Origin of the sequence: Streptomyces bikiniensis, from assembly GCF_000716625.1 — a bacterium.
Taxonomy (GTDB): Bacteria; Actinomycetota; Actinomycetes; order Streptomycetales; family Streptomycetaceae; genus Streptomyces; species Streptomyces bikiniensis.
The window spans coordinates 218,004-231,881 of sequence record NZ_JNXJ01000008.1 but is presented as its reverse complement, the minus strand read 5'-3'; the positions used below and the strand labels follow the sequence as shown (position 1 = coordinate 231,881).

Sequence of the window (13,878 nt, the reverse complement as noted above, 5' to 3'; positions counted from 1 at the left end):
ACCGCGGGACGCGGTCGGACGGGCTCTGCGTATGTACGTGTTGCTATGCGTCGCGCGAAGAACTGCGAGATGCAGGTCGGTCGGCGTGCGTCAGCCCTGGCGCTGCTTGTGGCGCAGGTTGTCGCAGATGACCATGACCCGGCCGTGACGGCGGATCACCTTGCACTTGTCGCAGATCTTCTTGACGCTCGGCTTGACCTTCATGGGATGTGAGGTTCTCCGGGTCAGTGCCACCACCCGCGCGCGGAGGCGGGGTGCGGGCAAGATCTACTTGTAGCGGTAGACGATCCGGCCACGCGTCAGGTCGTACGGAGAGAGCTCCACGACGACCCGGTCGTCCGGGAGGATACGGATGTAGTGCATCCGCATCTTGCCGGAGATGTGCGCGAGGACCTTGTGACCGTTCTGGAGCTCCACCTTGAACATGGCGTTCGGGAGGGACTCGATCACGGTGCCCTCGATCTCGATGGCACCTTGCTTCTTGGCCACGCTTCGCCTTTCGAATCGGCTACCTTGATCGACTTTCGCCGCCGCGTGCGGACACACGGGTACACGAGAGCCGACGCATCAGTCTACGTCAGGGCCCGGGAAAAGACGAATCGGGAAGTCTGCCCACCTGAAATGATCCTTACGCAAGCCGCCACGCCGTAGAAAATGCGTACCTTCCAGGCCTGGGCCAACGGATCCGGAGCCGCCGTGACCCCCAGCTCCGCCAGCTTCGCCTTCCCGCCGTCCCACCCCCGACGCCCCTCTCGCGGGCTCGGCGCCAGGGCGCCTCACAAGCTTCGAGGGGCTGCGCCGGCCTCCGACCGGCGGACGCGGGGGCACCGCCCCCGTCAGGCCAGCGGATCCGGAGCCGCCGTGACCCCCAGCTCCGCCAGCTTCGCCTTCCCGCCGTCGACCGCCGTCAGGACCAGCGGGCCCTCCTCCGTCACCGCCACGCTGTGCTCCCAGTGGGAGGACCAGGTGCCGTCGGTGGTGATGACCGTCCAGTCGTCCTCCAGGACCTCCGTGCGGGGGGTGCCGAGGGAGACCATCGGCTCGATGGCCAGGCAGAAGCCGGGGACCAGCTTCGGGCCCTTGCCGCGCTTGCGGGAGACGTAGTTCAGCAGGTGCGGGTCCATGTGCATCTCGGTGCCGATGCCGTGGCCGCCGTAGTCCTCGATGATCCCGTACCGGCCCAGGCTGTGGTCGCCGACCGCGGGGCGCGGCTGCCGCTTGATGTAGGTCTCGATCGCCCGGGAGACGTCCACCAGCCGGTTGCCGGTCTTCATGGCCGCGATGCCGGCCCACATCGACTCCTCGGTCACCCGGGAGAGCTCGACCAGCTCCGGGGCGTGGCCCGTGCCCACGAAGGCCGTGTACGCCGCGTCGCCGTGCCAGCCGTCCACGATCGCGCCGCAGTCGATCGAGATGATGTCGCCGTCCTTCAGGACGGTCTTGTCGTCGGGGATGCCGTGGACGACGACCTCGTTCACCGAGGTGCAGATCGTCGCGGGGAACCCGCCGTACCCGAGGAAGTTCGACTTCGCCCCGTGGTCGGCGATCACCTTGCGCGCGACCTCGTCCAGGTCCCGGGTCGTGGCGCCCGGCACGGCCGCCTCGCGGGTCGCCGCGTGGATGGCGGCGACGACCAGCCCCGCCTCGCGCATCTTCGCGATCTGCTCGGGGGTCTTGATCTGCACCATCGTGGCCGGGGCCTTTCCATCGGCAAAAAAGGGGACGGAACAACGATACGGCCGCGGCGCCCCCGAGGGGCACCGCGGCCGTGTCGAACGAACCGGGGTTACTTCTTGAGCGCGTCCATCGCCTTGGCGGTGACCTCGTCCACCTTGCCGAGCGCCGAGATCGTCACGACCAGGTTCTGCGCCCGGTAGTAGTCGATGATCGGCTCGGTCTGCGTGTGGTAGACCTCCAGGCGACGGCGGACCGTCTCCTCGGAGTCGTCGTCGCGCTGGTAGAGCTCGCCGCCGCAGACGTCGCAGACGCCCTCGGTCTTCGGCGCGTTGTACGTCACGTGGAAGACGTGCGCGCTGTCCTTGCGGCAGATGCGGCGGCCCGCGATCCGCTTCACGACCTCGTCCTCGGGGACCTCCAGGTCCAGGACCGCGTCCAGCTCCATGCCCTCGGCCTTCAGGACGGCGTCGAGCGCCTCGGCCTGGGCCACGTTGCGGGGGAAGCCGTCGAGCAGGAAGCCGTTGGCGGCGTCCGGCTGCTCCATCCGGTCCTTGGCCATCCCGATGGTCACCTCGTCGGGCACCAGGTCACCTGCGTCCATGAACGCCTTGGCCTTGAGTCCCAGCTCCGTGCCCTGCGAGATGTTGGCACGGAACAGATCACCCGTGGAGATGTGCGGGATGTCCAGGTTCTTGGCAAGGAACGCGGCCTGCGTGCCCTTGCCCGCACCGGGCGGTCCGACGAGGACGATTCGCATCAGCGGAGGAACCCTTCGTAATTGCGCTGCTGGAGCTGGCTCTCGATCTGCTTCACGGTCTCCAGCCCCACACCCACGATGATGAGGATGCTCGTCCCGCCGAAGGGGAAGTTGGCATTGGCGCCACCGAAGCCTGCCAACGCCATCGTCGGCACGAGAGCGATCAGACCCAAGTACAGCGAGCCCGGCCAAGTGATCCTGTTGAGCACGTAGCTCAGGTACTCGGCAGTAGGTCGACCGGCCCGGATACCCGGGATGAAGCCACCATACTTCTTCATGTTGTCGGCGACTTCCTCGGGGTTGAACGAGATCGCCACGTAGAAGAAGGCGAAGAACACGATCAGGAGGAAGTACACGGCGATGTAGTACGGGTGGTCACCCTTGACGAAGTGGGCTTCGATCCAGGTCTTCCAGCCGGCGGTGGAGCTGGAGAACTGCGCCACGAGCGCCGGAATGTAGAGCAGCGACGACGCGAAGATGACAGGAATCACACCTGCCTGGTTCACCTTCAGCGGGATGTACGTGGACGTACCGCCGTAGGAGCGCCGGCCGATCATGCGCTTCGCGTACTGGACCGGGATGCGCCGCTGGGCCTGCTCGACGAAGACCACGAGGGCCACCATCACGAAGCCGATGAGGATGACGACGCCGAACTCGATCCAGCCGTCGGCCAGGGTGCCGCTCTCCTTGATGGCCCACAGGGCGCCCGGGAAGCCGGCGGCGATCGAGATGAACATCAGGATCGACATGCCGTTGCCGATGCCGCGGTCGGTGATGAGCTCACCGAGCCACATGACGAGGGCCGTACCGGCGGTCATGGTGAGGACCATGACGGCGATGGTGAAGATCGACTGGTCGGGCACGACCTGGTCGGCGACGATGCAGCCGCTGAAGAGCGCGCCGCTCTTGGCGGTGGCGACGAGGCCGGTGCCCTGGAGGATGGCGAGGGCGATCGTCAGGTACCGGGTGTACTGCGTGATCTTCGCGGTACCGGACTGCCCCTCCTTCTTGAGGGCTTCGAGGCGCGGGATCACGACGGTCAGCAGCTGCAGGATGATGCTCGCCGTGATGTACGGCATGATGCCGAGCGCGAAGATGGTGATCTGCAGCAGCGCCCCGCCACTGAACATGTTGACCAGGCCGAACAGGCTGTTGTTGCCCTCGCTGGCCTGCTTGACACACTGCTGGACGGCCTCGTAGCTGACGCCGGGCACGGGGACGTGGGCCCCGAGCCGGTACAGCACGACGATGCCGAGCGTGAAGAGCAGCTTCTTGCGCAGGTCGGGCGTCTTGAACGCCCGGGCGAACGCGGTGAGCACGGTGCCTCCTGCGACCCCCGCGCTATGCGTCAAGGGTGACGGTCTTGAGGTTCGACGAATAGATGATTCAGTCGTCGGCTCCGTGCGGGCATACCGCATGGAGCCTGGACAGTGCACGCCACCTTACCGGCGACCATGCCCCCCTAGGAACGACCAACCGGGGATGCCCCTTTTGAGAGGCATCCCCGGTCGGATGTTCAGGCCATCGAGCGGTCGTCTCAGACGAGCTCGGTGACGGTGCCGCCGGCGGCGGCGATCTTCTCCTTGGCGGAGCCGGAGACGGCGTCGACCGTCACCTGCAGCGCCACGGAGACCTCGCCCTGGCCCAGGACCTTGACGAGCTGGTTCTTGCGCACCGCACCCTTGGCGACCAGGTCGGCCACCGTGACCTCGCCACCCTGCGGGTAGAGCGCGGCCAGCTTGTCCAGGTTCACGACCTGGTACTCGGTGCGGAAGGGGTTCTTGAAGCCCTTCAGCTTCGGGAGGCGCATGTGGAGGGGCATCTGCCCACCCTCGAAGCGCTCCGGAACCTGGTAGCGGGCCTTCGTGCCCTTCGTACCACGACCGGCCGTCTTACCCTTCGACGCCTCACCACGACCGACACGGGTCTTCGCGGTCTTGGCACCGGGGGCGGGACGGAGGTTGTGGGCCTTCAGCGGGTTGTTCTCCGCCATGTCAGTCAACCTCCTCGACCGTCACGAGGTGGCGGACGGTGTGCACCATGCCGCGGAACTCGGGGCGGTCCTCCTTGACAACCACGTCGTTGACCTTCTTGAGGCCGAGCGAGCGCAGGGTGTCGCGGTGGTTCTGCTTGCTGCCGATGTACGACTTCGTCTGCGTGACCTTGAGGCGAGCCATTACGCACCCGCCCCTGCACGCGCACGGAGCAGAGCCGCGGGGGCGACGTCCTCGAGGGGCAGACCGCGGCGGGCCGCGATCTCCTCGGGACGCTGCAGGCCCTTGAGGGCCTCCACGGTCGCGTGCACGATGTTGATCGCGTTGTCGGAGCCGAGCGACTTCGACAGGATGTCGTGAACGCCGGCGCACTCGAGGACGGCGCGCACCGGGCCACCGGCGATCACACCGGTACCGGGGGAAGCCGGCTTGAGCAGGACGACGCCCGCGGCCTTCTCGCCCTGGATCGGGTGCGGGATGGTGCCCTGGATGCGGGGAACCTTGAAGAAGTTCTTCTTGGCTTCCTCGACGCCCTTGGCGATGGCCGCGGGAACTTCCTTGGCCTTGCCGTAACCGACACCTACGGTGCCGTCACCGTCGCCCACCACGACCAGCGCGGTGAAGCTGAAGCGACGACCACCCTTGACAACCTTGGCGACGCGGTTGATCGCGACGACGCGCTCAACGTACGCGGTCTTCTCGGCGGCAGCGCCACCGTCGCGGCCCTTCCGGTCCCGCCGCTCGCCGCCACCGGCACCGCTTCCGCGGCGCTGGGGTCCAGCCATTGGATTACCTCTCTCTGTTACGTCCGTTGGTCCCGGAACCGGGGCTCAGAACTTCAGCCCGGCTTCGCGGGCGGCGTCAGCCAGAGCGGCAATGCGCCCGGCGTACCTGTTGCCACCGCGGTCGAACACGACGGCCTCGACGCCGGCGGCCTTGGCGCGCTCGGCGACCAGGGAACCGACCTGCTTGGCCTTCGCGGACTTGTCGCCCTCGCCACCGCGGATCGACGCGTCCAGGGTCGACGCCGACGCAAGGGTGTGGCCCTTGAGGTCGTCGATCACCTGAGCGGTGATGCCGCGGTTGGAACGCGTCACGACGAGGCGCGGACGCTCCGCCGTACCCGACACGTTCTTGCGGATGCGGATGTGGCGGCGCTTCTTGGCGGCGCCCTTGTAGGCGTCGCCCTTGGCGATCTTCACACCGTATGCCATGGCTTTACTTACCAGCCTTTCCGACCTTGCGGCGGATGACCTCGCCCGCGTACTTGACGCCCTTGGCCTTGTACGGGTCGGGCTTGCGCAGCTTGCGGATGTTGGCGGCGACCTCGCCGACCTTCTGCTTGTCGATGCCCTCGACCGAGAACTTGGTCGGCGACTCGACCTTGAACGAGATGCCCTCGGGCGCCTCGACCAGGATCGGGTGGCTGTAACCGAGCTGGAACTCCAGGTTGGAGCCCTTCGCGGCGACGCGGTAACCGACACCGCTGATCTCGAGCGCCTTGACGTAACCCTGGGTCACACCGGTGATCATGTTGGCCACCAGCGTGCGGGACAGGCCGTGGAGGGCCTTGTTCTGACGCTCGTCGTTCGGGCGGGTGACGCTCAGGACGCCGTCCTCACCCTTGACGATCTCGATCGGCGCGGCGACGGTGTGGCTCAGGGTGCCCTTGGAACCCTTCACCGTGACCGTGCGGCCCTCGATGGTGACGTCCACGCCGGCGGGAACCTGGATAGGCAGCTTGCCAATACGCGACATTAGCTATTCCTCCGTTCCCGACTACCAGACGTAGGCGAGGACTTCCCCACCTACGCCCTTCTTGCCTGCCTGCTGGCCGGTCAGGAGACCGTGGGACGTGGAGATGATCGCCACGCCCAGGCCGCCGAGGACCTTCGGCAGGTTGGTGGACTTCGCGTAGACCCGGAGGCCCGGCTTCGAGATCCGCTTGATGCCCGCGATGGAGCGCTCACGGTTCGGACCGAACTTGAGCTCGAGGACGAGGTTCTTGCCGACCTCGGCGTCCTCGACCTTCCAGCCCGTGATGAAGCCCTCCTGCTGGAGGATCTCCGCGATGTGAGACTTGATCTTGCTGTGCGGCATCGTCACGGTGTCGTGGTATGCCGAGTTCGCGTTGCGCAGACGCGTGAGCATGTCTGCGATCGGATCAGTCATGGTCATGAATTGGCCTTCGGCCTCTCTCGCCGGGGTTTCCAGTGCGCCATCCCTCTCCCCACACAGGGGCGGGACGGGTGCGGCGCGGGGACCTACGGCGTAGTAAGTCGTGAGGGGCGGCGGACGCCCAACCCCACCAGCCTACGGCATGACGGGGGCGGGCCTCCGCCGACCCAATGCTTACCGAGAGTCTCCGGAACTCCTAACGCCCAGGGGGCGAGAGGGAGTTACCAGGAGCTCTTGGTCACGCCCGGCAGCTCGCCACGGTGAGCCATCTCACGGAGGCACACGCGGCACAGGCCGAACTTGCGGTACACGGAGTGGGGACGACCACAGCGCTGGCAGCGCGTGTAGCCGCGCACGCCGAACTTGGGCTTGCGGGCAGCCTTCGCGATGAGAGCCTTCTTCGCCATCTCGCTTACGCCTCCTTGAACGGGAAGCCGAGGTGACGCAGAAGGGCACGGCCCTCGTCGTCGTTGGTCGCCGTGGTCACCACGGTGATGTCCATACCCCGGACACGGTCGATCTTGTCCTGGTCGATCTCGTGGAACATGACCTGCTCCGTGAGACCGAAGGTGTAGTTGCCACGGCCGTCGAACTGCTTGGGGGACAGGCCGCGGAAGTCGCGGATGCGCGGGAGCGCGAGCGACAGGGTGCGGTCCAGGAACTCCCACATGCGGTCGCCACGGAGCGTGACGTGGGCGCCGATCGGCTGGCCCTCGCGGAGCTTGAACTGCGCGATGGACTTGCGGGCCTTCGTGACGGCCGGCTTCTGACCGGTGATCGTCGTGAGGTCGCGGATCGCGCCGTCGATCAGCTTCGAGTCACGGGCGGCGTCGCCGACACCCATGTTGACCACGATCTTCACGAGGCCGGGGATCTGCATGACGTTCTCGTACGAGAACTCCTCACGCAGCTTGCCCGTGATCTCCTCGCGGTACTTCGTCTTGAGACGCGGAGTGGTGGTAGCCATCAGATGTCCTCACCCGTCCGCTTGGCAACGCGGATCTTGTTGCCCTCGTCGTCGAAGCGGTAACCGACACGCGTGACGACCTTCTTGCCGTCCTTCTCCACGACGAGCTGAACGTTGCTCACGTGGATCGGGGCCTCGGTCGTGACGATGCCGCCGGCCTGCGAGGGACCGGCCTTGGTGTGCTTCTTGACCCGGTTGACACCCTCGACGAGGACGCGGTTCTCGCGGGGGAAGGCCGTGACGACCTTGCCCTGCTTGCCCTTGTCCTTACCGGTGATGACCTGGACCAGGTCGCCCTTCTTGATCTTCATGCTTACAGCACCTCCGGCGCGAGCGAGATGATCTTCATGAACTTCTTCTCGCGCAGCTCACGGCCGACCGGGCCGAAGATACGGGTGCCACGAGGGTCGCCGTCGTTCTTGAGAATGACGGCGGCGTTCTCGTCGAAGCGGATGTACGAGCCGTCCTGGCGGCGGCGCTCCTTGACGGTGCGAACGATGACCGCCTTGACGACGTCACCCTTCTTCACGTTGCCACCGGGGATCGCGTCCTTGACGGTGGCGACGATGACGTCACCGATGCCCGCGTAGCGGCGACCCGAGCCACCGAGAACACGGATGCAAAGGATCTCCTTGGCACCAGTGTTGTCGGCGACACGCAGTCGCGACTCCTGCTGGATCACGTCTATCTCCTGATTGTCTGCCGGTTCCCGGCAGGGGCTTCGCGCGGAAGCCCCTGCCGAGCCTGGCGGAACTGAACCTAAGGGAAACCCCCTAGGTGATTACTTGGCCTTCTCGAGGATCTCGACGACGCGCCAGTGCTTCGTGGCGGACAGCTTCCGGGTCTCCATCAGGAGGACGCGGTCACCGATGCCGGCGGCGTTCTGCTCGTCGTGGGCCTTGAGCTTGTTGGTACGGCGGATGACCTTGCCGTACAGCGCGTGCTTGACGCGGTCCTCGACAGCGACGACGACGGTCTTGTCCATCTTGTCGCTGACGACCAGGCCCTCGCGGACCTTGCGAGCGTTGCGCTCGGTCTTCTCAGTCACGTTGCTCTCGCTCATCAGGCGTTCTCCACCGTCTCGATGCCCAGCTCACGCTCACGCATCAGGGTGTAGATCCGGGCGATGTCCTTACGGACGGACTTGAGCCGACCGTGGTTCTCGAGCTGGCCCGTCGCCGCCTGGAAGCGGAGGTTGAACAGCTCTTCCTTGGCCTCGCGGAGCTTGTTGAGAAGCTCCTCGTTGCCCAGCTCGCGCAGCTCGGACGCCTTGGTACCGGCCGACATCACAGCTCACCTGCCTCGCGCTTGACGATCTTGCACTTCATCGGCAGCTTGTGAGCCGCACGGGTCAGAGCCTCGCGCGCGATCTTCTCGTTCGGGTAGGACAGTTCGAACATCACCCGACCCGGCTTGACGTTCGCGATCCACCACTCGGGAGAACCCTTACCGGAACCCATGCGGGTCTCGGCGGGCTTCTTCGTGAGGGGGCGGTCCGGGTAGATGTTGATCCAGACCTTGCCGCCACGCTTGATGTGGCGGGTCATCGCGATACGGGCCGCCTCGATCTGGCGGTTGGTCACGTACGCCGGCGTGAGGGCCTGGATGCCGTACTCGCCGAACGCGACCTGCGTACCACCCTTGCTCATGCCAGAGCGCTTGGGGTGGTGCTGCTTGCGGTGCTTGACCCTACGGGGGATCAGCATGTCGGTCAGGCCTCCGTTCCGGTGCTCTCAGCCGGAGCGGCAGCGGCGGCGGGAGCGTCGGCCTTGGGGGCCTCCGCAGCCGGCGCGGACTGCTGCTGCGGCTTGCGGCCGCGGCCGCCACGCTCGCCACCGCGGCCACCACGGCCGGCCGGGCGGTCGCCGGCGCCGGCGCCACGGGCCGGGCGGTTGCCGGCACGGGCCGCGGCGTTCTCGGCGCGGACCTCGGCGATGTTCTTGACGTCGCCCTTGTAGATCCAGACCTTCACGCCGATGCGGCCGAAGGTCGTCTTGGCCTCGAAGAAGCCGTAGTCGACGTTCGCGCGGAGCGTGTGCAGGGGCACGCGGCCCTCGCGGTAGAACTCCGAGCGGGACATCTCGGCGCCGCCGAGGCGACCGCCGCACTGGATCTTGATGCCCTTGGCGCCGGCCTTCATGGTGCCCTGCATGCTCTTGCGCATGGCACGGCGGAAGGAGACGCGGGAGGAGAGCTGCTCGGCGACGGCCTGGGCGACCAGCTGGGCGTCCATCTCGGGGTTCTTGACCTCGAGGATGTTCAGCTGGACCTGCTTGCCCGTGAGCTTCTCGAGGTCGCCGCGGATGCGGTCGGCCTCGGCGCCGCGGCGGCCGATGACGATGCCGGGACGCGCGGTGTGGATGTCCACACGCACACGGTCACGGGTGCGCTCGATCTCCACCTTCGAGATGCCGGCGCGCTCCATGCCGGACGTCATCATCCGGCGGATGGCGACGTCTTCCTTGACGTAGTCCTTGTACAGCTTGTCGGCGTACCAGCGGGACTTGAAGTCCGTGGTGATGCCGAGCCGGAACCCATGCGGGTTAACCTTCTGGCCCATTACCGGGTTCCTTCCTTGCTGCTGACGACCACGGTGATGTGGCTGGTCCGCTTACGGATCCGGTAGGCACGGCCCTGGGCGCGCGGACGGAACCGCTTCAGGGTCGGGCCCTCATCCACGTACGCCTCGCTGATGTACAGCGAAGAGGCGTCACTGTGGTCGTAGTTGTGCGCGGCGTTGGCAATGGCGCTGTCCAGCACCTTGCCGACCGGCACGCTCGCGGCCTGCGGGGCGAAACGCAGGACCGCCTGAGCCTCCGTGGCGTCCATGCCACGGATAAGGTCCACCACGCGGCGGGCCTTCATGGGCGTGACGCGGATGTACCGCGCCTGGGCCCTGGCTTCCATGGTTGTCCTTCCAGTGTCTGTCATGGTCATTCCACCCCGCTACTAGCGGCGCTTCGACTTCCGGTCGTCCTTCACGTGACCCCGGAAGGTGCGCGTCGGCGAGAACTCGCCGAGCTTGTGGCCGACCATCGACTCGGTGACAAACACCGGAATGTGGGTCTTGCCGTTGTGCACCGCGATCGTGTGGCCGAGCATGGCCGGGATGATCATCGAGCGACGGGACCAGGTCTTGATGACGTTCTTGGTACCGGCTTCGTTCTGGGCGTCCACCTTCTTGACGAGGTGGCCGTCGACGAAGGGTCCCTTCTTGAGACTGCGCGGCATCTAAACCCGCTCCTAGCGCTTCTTGTTCGTCTTGCGGCGGCGGACGATGTACTTGTTCGAAGCCTTCTTCGGCGAACGAGTACGACCCTCCTTCTGACCCCACGGGGAGACCGGGTGGCGACCACCGGAGGTCTTGCCCTCACCACCACCGTGCGGGTGGTCGACCGGGTTCATCGCCACACCGCGGACGGTCGGGCGAACACCCAGCCAGCGCTTGCGTCCGGCCTTGCCCCAGTTGATGTTCGACTGCTCGGCGTTGCCGACCTCGCCGATGGTGGCGCGGCAGCGGGCGTCGACCAGACGGATCTCGCCGGAGGGCATGCGGAGGTGGGCCATCGTGCCCTCCTTCGCGAGCAGCTGCACGGAGGCACCGGCCGAGCGCGCGAACTTGGCGCCGCCACCGGGACGGAGCTCGATCGCGTGGATCGTGGTACCGACCGGGATGTTGCGGAGCGCCAGGTTGTTGCCGGGCTTGATGTCCGCGCCGGGGCCGTTCTCGACGCGGTCGCCCTGCGTCAGGCCCTTGGGGGCGATGATGTAGCGCTTCTCGCCGTCCACGTAGTGGAGCAGCGCGATGCGCGCGGTGCGGTTGGGGTCGTACTCGATGTGAGCGACCTTGGCCGGCACGCCGTCCTTGTCGTGACGACGGAAGTCGATCACGCGGTAGGCGCGCTTGTGGCCACCGCCCTGGTGACGGACGGTCACACGACCGGTGTTGTTACGGCCGCCCTTGCTGTGCAGGGGGCGGACCAGCGACTTCTCCGGCGTGGACCGCGTGATCTCGACGAAGTCGGCTACGGAGGAGCCACGACGGCCCGGCGTAGTCGGCTTGTACTTGCGGATACCCATTTCTCAGTCCTCGTCCGATATCGGACGACTCGACCGCCGTCAGGCGGTCGGGCCGCCGAAGATGTCGATTCGGTTGCCCTCAGCAAGGGTCACGATGGCGCGCTTGGTGTTGGCGCGCTTGCCGAAACCGGTGCGGGTGCGCTTGCGCTTGCCCTGGCGGTTGATCGTGTTGACCCCGGTGACCTTGACCGAGAAGACCGCCTCGACGGCCTGCTTGATCTGGGTCTTGTTGGAGCCGGGCGCGACGATGAACGTGTACTTGTTCTCGTCGAGCAGGGCGTAGCTCTTCTCCGAGACGACCGGCTTGACGAGGATGTCACGCGGGTCCGAGAAGGTCTTGCTGGTGACGACGGCCTCGCTCATCAGGCGTCGCTCCCTTCGGTCTCAGCGGTCTGGGGGCCAGACACGAAGGACTCGAGGGCGGCCTTGGTGAAGACCACGTCGTCGGAGACGATCACGTCGTACGTGTTGAGCTGGCCCGGCTCCAGGATGTGCACCTGGGGCAGGTTACGAGCGGACAGCCACGCGGCCTCGTCGGAGCGCTCGGCGACCAGGAGCAGGTTCTTGCGCTCCGAGATCTTGCCGAACAGCGTCTTGGCGGCCTTGGTGGAGATCTCACCCTCGACCACGCCGGTGACGACGTGGATGCGGGAGTGGTTCGCCCGGTCCGAGAGGGCACCGCGGAGGGCGGCGGCCTTCATCTTCTTCGGGGTCCGCTGCGAGTAGTCACGCGGCACGGGACCGTGCACGACGCCACCACCGGCGAACTGCGGGGCGCGGGTCGAACCCTGACGGGCGCGGCCGGTGCCCTTCTGGCGGTAAGGCTTCTTGCCACCACCGCGGACTTCGCCACGGGTCTTGGTCTTGTGCGTGCCCTGACGGGCCGCGGCCAGCTGCGCGACGACGACCTGGTGGATCAGCGGAACGCTGACCTTCGCGCCGAAGATCTCCTCGGGGAGCTCGACGGTCCCGGCCTTGTCGCCTGCCGGCGAAAGGATGTCAATGGTGCTCATCGGTTCCTCAAACCCCCTTGGCCGCGGTGCGGACCAGGACGAGGCCACCGTTCGGGCCGGGGACGGCGCCCTTGATGAGCAGCAGACCCTTCTCGGCGTCAACGGCGTGGACGGTCAGGTTCTGGGTGGTCACACGCTCGTTGCCCATGCGACCGGCCATGCGCATGCCCTTGAAGACACGGCCCGGGGTGGCGCAGCCACCGATGGAACCGGGCTTGCGGTGCACGCGGTGGGCACCGTGCGACGCCTTGCCACCACGGAAGTTGTGGCGCTTCATCGCACCGGCGAAGCCCTTGCCCTTGCTCTTGCCGGTGACGTCGACCTTCACGCCGGCCTCGAAGACCTCGGCGGTGATCTCCTGGCCGAGCGTGTACTCGGAGGCGTCAGCGGTGCGGAGCTCCACCAGGTGGCGGCGCGGGGTGACGTCGGCCTTGGCGAAGTGGCCCTTGAGGGGCTTGTTCACCTTGCGCGGGTCGATCTCGCCGAAGGCGATCTGGACCGACTCGTAGCCGTCGGTGTCGTTCGTACGCACCTGGGTCACGACATTGGGGCCGGCCTTGACGACGGTCACCGGGACGACCCGGTTGTTCTCGTCCCAGACCTGCGTCATGCCGAGCTTCTCACCCAGGATGCCCTTGATGTTCTTAGCCATCTCGCGCGTCACCTCAGAGCTTGATCTCGATGTCGACGCCCGCCGGCAGGTCGAGACGCATGAGCGAGTCGACGGTCTTCGGCGTGGGGTCGAGGATGTCGATGAGGCGCTTGTGCGTGCGCATCTCGAAGTGCTCGCGCGAGTCCTTGTACTTGTGCGGCGACTTGATGACGCAGTACACGTTCTTCTCAGTGGGCAGCGGCACCGGGCCCGCGACCGACGCACCAGTGCGGGTCACCGTCTCGACGATCTTCTTCGCCGAGGAGTCGATGACCTCGTGGTCGTAGGCCTTGAGCCGGATGCGGATCTTCTGTCCCGCCATGGCTACTAGTAGTCCTTTGTCTCGTAACGCTCTGGACTCGGGGGCTCTCATGGTTCCGCCTCCGACCCACGCGGTCGGGCGTGTCGCGCTCCCTCTACGCAGAAGTCCCTGAGGATTTCCCAACCAAGGGGGCGCGGTCCCGGGACCGCGAGCCGGGGGCGGCTGCAGAGGTCTGCGAAGGCCCACCGAGTGCCTGGCCGGTACCCCGCTGACGCTTCCCAGAAGATTCCCGTACGTC

Annotated in this window: 26 protein-coding genes; all 26 read right to left on the bottom strand. The window is 66.6% G+C overall.

Annotated elements, in window-relative coordinates:
* Positions 1-90: 90 nt before the first annotated feature.
* Positions 91-204 (bottom strand): 50S ribosomal protein L36, encoded by a 114-nt coding sequence (gene rpmJ, locus OO47_RS08580; RefSeq protein ID WP_003956441.1) that lies wholly within the window; start codon positions 202-204, stop codon positions 91-93.
* A 63-nt stretch (positions 205-267) separates the two neighbouring features.
* Positions 268-489, bottom strand: a complete 222-nt coding sequence (gene infA / locus OO47_RS08575) for a translation initiation factor IF-1 (RefSeq protein ID WP_003956442.1) — start codon at positions 487-489, stop codon at positions 268-270.
* 347 nt (positions 490-836) lie between these two features.
* Positions 837-1,688 carry a type I methionyl aminopeptidase gene (map, locus tag OO47_RS08570; RefSeq protein ID WP_030209019.1) on the bottom strand — a complete coding sequence of 284 codons (852 nt, stop codon included), beginning with the start codon at positions 1,686-1,688 and terminating at the stop codon, positions 837-839.
* A 98-nt stretch (positions 1,689-1,786) separates the two neighbouring features.
* The gene (locus OO47_RS08565; protein WP_030209017.1) at positions 1,787-2,434 is read right to left on the bottom strand and encodes an adenylate kinase; all 648 of its coding nucleotides are present in this window, start codon (positions 2,432-2,434) and stop codon (positions 1,787-1,789) included.
* Positions 2,434-3,753, bottom strand: coding sequence for a preprotein translocase subunit SecY (secY, locus tag OO47_RS08560; RefSeq protein WP_030209014.1), 1,320 nt, complete (start codon positions 3,751-3,753; stop codon positions 2,434-2,436). Before secY ends, OO47_RS08565 begins: the two co-directional genes overlap by 1 nt.
* 218 nt (positions 3,754-3,971) lie before the next feature.
* Complete coding sequence (gene rplO / locus OO47_RS08555; RefSeq protein WP_030209011.1) at positions 3,972-4,427, bottom strand: 50S ribosomal protein L15; 456 nt, start codon at positions 4,425-4,427, stop codon at positions 3,972-3,974.
* A gap of 1 nt (position 4,428) precedes the next feature.
* Positions 4,429-4,611 carry a 50S ribosomal protein L30 gene (gene rpmD / locus OO47_RS08550; protein WP_015035589.1) on the bottom strand — a complete coding sequence of 61 codons (183 nt, stop codon included), beginning with the start codon at positions 4,609-4,611 and terminating at the stop codon, positions 4,429-4,431.
* Complete coding sequence (gene rpsE, locus OO47_RS08545; RefSeq protein ID WP_015035588.1) at positions 4,611-5,213, bottom strand: 30S ribosomal protein S5; 603 nt, start codon at positions 5,211-5,213, stop codon at positions 4,611-4,613. Before rpsE ends, rpmD begins: the two co-directional genes overlap by 1 nt.
* A gap of 45 nt (positions 5,214-5,258) precedes the next feature.
* On the bottom strand, positions 5,259-5,642 hold the full coding sequence (gene rplR, locus OO47_RS08540) for a 50S ribosomal protein L18 (protein WP_030209008.1): 384 nt from the start codon (positions 5,640-5,642) through the stop codon (positions 5,259-5,261).
* A gap of 4 nt (positions 5,643-5,646) precedes the next feature.
* A complete protein-coding gene (rplF, locus tag OO47_RS08535) occupies positions 5,647-6,186 on the bottom strand; it encodes a 50S ribosomal protein L6 (RefSeq protein ID WP_030209005.1) in 540 nt (179 codons plus the stop codon).
* A 21-nt stretch (positions 6,187-6,207) separates the two neighbouring features.
* Entirely contained in the window at positions 6,208-6,606 is a 399-nt protein-coding gene (gene rpsH, locus OO47_RS08530; protein WP_030209003.1) for a 30S ribosomal protein S8, read from the bottom strand.
* Positions 6,607-6,827: 221 nt separating this feature from the next.
* Positions 6,828-7,013, bottom strand: coding sequence for a type Z 30S ribosomal protein S14 (locus OO47_RS08525; RefSeq protein ID WP_003948630.1), 186 nt, complete (start codon positions 7,011-7,013; stop codon positions 6,828-6,830).
* A gap of 5 nt (positions 7,014-7,018) precedes the next feature.
* A complete protein-coding gene (gene rplE, locus OO47_RS08520) occupies positions 7,019-7,576 on the bottom strand; it encodes a 50S ribosomal protein L5 (RefSeq protein WP_106969362.1) in 558 nt (185 codons plus the stop codon).
* Entirely contained in the window at positions 7,573-7,884 is a 312-nt protein-coding gene (rplX, locus tag OO47_RS08515) for a 50S ribosomal protein L24 (RefSeq protein WP_030208998.1), read from the bottom strand. Before rplX ends, rplE begins: the two co-directional genes overlap by 4 nt.
* A gap of 2 nt (positions 7,885-7,886) precedes the next feature.
* Positions 7,887-8,255 carry a 50S ribosomal protein L14 gene (rplN, locus tag OO47_RS08510; RefSeq protein WP_003956455.1) on the bottom strand — a complete coding sequence of 123 codons (369 nt, stop codon included), beginning with the start codon at positions 8,253-8,255 and terminating at the stop codon, positions 7,887-7,889.
* A 99-nt stretch (positions 8,256-8,354) separates the two neighbouring features.
* The gene (gene rpsQ / locus OO47_RS08505; protein ID WP_030208995.1) at positions 8,355-8,636 is read right to left on the bottom strand and encodes a 30S ribosomal protein S17; all 282 of its coding nucleotides are present in this window, start codon (positions 8,634-8,636) and stop codon (positions 8,355-8,357) included.
* Positions 8,636-8,860, bottom strand: coding sequence for a 50S ribosomal protein L29 (gene rpmC / locus OO47_RS08500; protein WP_017239580.1), 225 nt, complete (start codon positions 8,858-8,860; stop codon positions 8,636-8,638). Before rpmC ends, rpsQ begins: the two co-directional genes overlap by 1 nt.
* Positions 8,860-9,279, bottom strand: a complete 420-nt coding sequence (gene rplP / locus OO47_RS08495; RefSeq protein ID WP_015035580.1) for a 50S ribosomal protein L16 — start codon at positions 9,277-9,279, stop codon at positions 8,860-8,862. Before rplP ends, rpmC begins: the two co-directional genes overlap by 1 nt.
* Before the next feature lie 5 nt (positions 9,280-9,284).
* A complete protein-coding gene (rpsC, locus tag OO47_RS08490; RefSeq protein ID WP_017239578.1) occupies positions 9,285-10,133 on the bottom strand; it encodes a 30S ribosomal protein S3 in 849 nt (282 codons plus the stop codon).
* Positions 10,133-10,480, bottom strand: a complete 348-nt coding sequence (gene rplV, locus OO47_RS08485) for a 50S ribosomal protein L22 (protein ID WP_030208989.1) — start codon at positions 10,478-10,480, stop codon at positions 10,133-10,135. Before rplV ends, rpsC begins: the two co-directional genes overlap by 1 nt.
* 42 nt (positions 10,481-10,522) lie before the next feature.
* A complete protein-coding gene (gene rpsS / locus OO47_RS08480; RefSeq protein ID WP_015035577.1) occupies positions 10,523-10,804 on the bottom strand; it encodes a 30S ribosomal protein S19 in 282 nt (93 codons plus the stop codon).
* Between the two features lie 12 nt (positions 10,805-10,816).
* A complete protein-coding gene (gene rplB, locus OO47_RS08475; protein WP_030208986.1) occupies positions 10,817-11,653 on the bottom strand; it encodes a 50S ribosomal protein L2 in 837 nt (278 codons plus the stop codon).
* Between the two features lie 39 nt (positions 11,654-11,692).
* Positions 11,693-12,016, bottom strand: coding sequence for a 50S ribosomal protein L23 (rplW, locus tag OO47_RS08470; protein ID WP_030208983.1), 324 nt, complete (start codon positions 12,014-12,016; stop codon positions 11,693-11,695).
* Positions 12,016-12,666, bottom strand: coding sequence for a 50S ribosomal protein L4 (gene rplD / locus OO47_RS08465; RefSeq protein WP_030208981.1), 651 nt, complete (start codon positions 12,664-12,666; stop codon positions 12,016-12,018). The genes rplW and rplD overlap by 1 nt, the downstream gene beginning before the upstream one ends.
* Before the next feature lie 7 nt (positions 12,667-12,673).
* Positions 12,674-13,318: a 50S ribosomal protein L3 gene (gene rplC, locus OO47_RS08460; protein WP_030208979.1), complete on the bottom strand. Its 645-nt coding sequence runs from the start codon at positions 13,316-13,318 to the stop codon at positions 12,674-12,676.
* Between the two features lie 13 nt (positions 13,319-13,331).
* The gene (gene rpsJ / locus OO47_RS08455; RefSeq protein ID WP_003948644.1) at positions 13,332-13,640 is read right to left on the bottom strand and encodes a 30S ribosomal protein S10; all 309 of its coding nucleotides are present in this window, start codon (positions 13,638-13,640) and stop codon (positions 13,332-13,334) included.
* Between the last annotated feature and the right edge of the window lie 238 nt (positions 13,641-13,878).

Bases quoted from the DNA above. Each gene is read 5' to 3' on its own strand.
- rpmJ (WP_003956441.1), bottom strand. From the start codon at position 204: ATGAAGGTCAAGCCGAGCGTCAAGAAGATCTGCGACAAGTGCAAGGTG.
- map (WP_030209019.1), bottom strand. From the start codon at position 1,688: ATGGTGCAGATCAAGACCCCCGAGCAGATCGCGAAGATGCGCGAGGCG.
- OO47_RS08565 (WP_030209017.1), bottom strand. From the start codon at position 2,434: ATGCGAATCGTCCTCGTCGGACCGCCCGGTGCGGGCAAGGGCACGCAG.
- rplO (WP_030209011.1), bottom strand. From the start codon at position 4,427: ATGGCGGAGAACAACCCGCTGAAGGCCCACAACCTCCGTCCCGCCCCC.
- rpmD (WP_015035589.1), bottom strand. From the start codon at position 4,611: ATGGCTCGCCTCAAGGTCACGCAGACGAAGTCGTACATCGGCAGCAAG.
- rpsE (WP_015035588.1), bottom strand. From the start codon at position 5,213: ATGGCTGGACCCCAGCGCCGCGGAAGCGGTGCCGGTGGCGGCGAGCGG.
- rplR (WP_030209008.1), bottom strand. From the start codon at position 5,642: ATGGCATACGGTGTGAAGATCGCCAAGGGCGACGCCTACAAGGGCGCC.
- rplF (WP_030209005.1), bottom strand. From the start codon at position 6,186: ATGTCGCGTATTGGCAAGCTGCCTATCCAGGTTCCCGCCGGCGTGGAC.
- rpsH (WP_030209003.1), bottom strand. From the start codon at position 6,606: ATGACCATGACTGATCCGATCGCAGACATGCTCACGCGTCTGCGCAAC.
- OO47_RS08525 (WP_003948630.1), bottom strand. From the start codon at position 7,013: ATGGCGAAGAAGGCTCTCATCGCGAAGGCTGCCCGCAAGCCCAAGTTC.
- rplX (WP_030208998.1), bottom strand. From the start codon at position 7,884: ATGAAGATCAAGAAGGGCGACCTGGTCCAGGTCATCACCGGTAAGGAC.
- rpsQ (WP_030208995.1), bottom strand. From the start codon at position 8,636: ATGAGCGAGAGCAACGTGACTGAGAAGACCGAGCGCAACGCTCGCAAG.
- rpmC (WP_017239580.1), bottom strand. From the start codon at position 8,860: ATGTCGGCCGGTACCAAGGCGTCCGAGCTGCGCGAGCTGGGCAACGAG.
- rplP (WP_015035580.1), bottom strand. From the start codon at position 9,279: ATGCTGATCCCCCGTAGGGTCAAGCACCGCAAGCAGCACCACCCCAAG.
- rpsC (WP_017239578.1), bottom strand. From the start codon at position 10,133: ATGGGCCAGAAGGTTAACCCGCATGGGTTCCGGCTCGGCATCACCACG.
- rplV (WP_030208989.1), bottom strand. From the start codon at position 10,480: ATGGAAGCCAGGGCCCAGGCGCGGTACATCCGCGTCACGCCCATGAAG.
- rpsS (WP_015035577.1), bottom strand. From the start codon at position 10,804: ATGCCGCGCAGTCTCAAGAAGGGACCCTTCGTCGACGGCCACCTCGTC.
- rplB (WP_030208986.1), bottom strand. From the start codon at position 11,653: ATGGGTATCCGCAAGTACAAGCCGACTACGCCGGGCCGTCGTGGCTCC.
- rplW (WP_030208983.1), bottom strand. From the start codon at position 12,016: ATGAGCGAGGCCGTCGTCACCAGCAAGACCTTCTCGGACCCGCGTGAC.
- rplD (WP_030208981.1), bottom strand. From the start codon at position 12,666: ATGAGCACCATTGACATCCTTTCGCCGGCAGGCGACAAGGCCGGGACC.
- rplC (WP_030208979.1), bottom strand. From the start codon at position 13,318: ATGGCTAAGAACATCAAGGGCATCCTGGGTGAGAAGCTCGGCATGACG.
- rpsJ (WP_003948644.1), bottom strand. From the start codon at position 13,640: ATGGCGGGACAGAAGATCCGCATCCGGCTCAAGGCCTACGACCACGAG.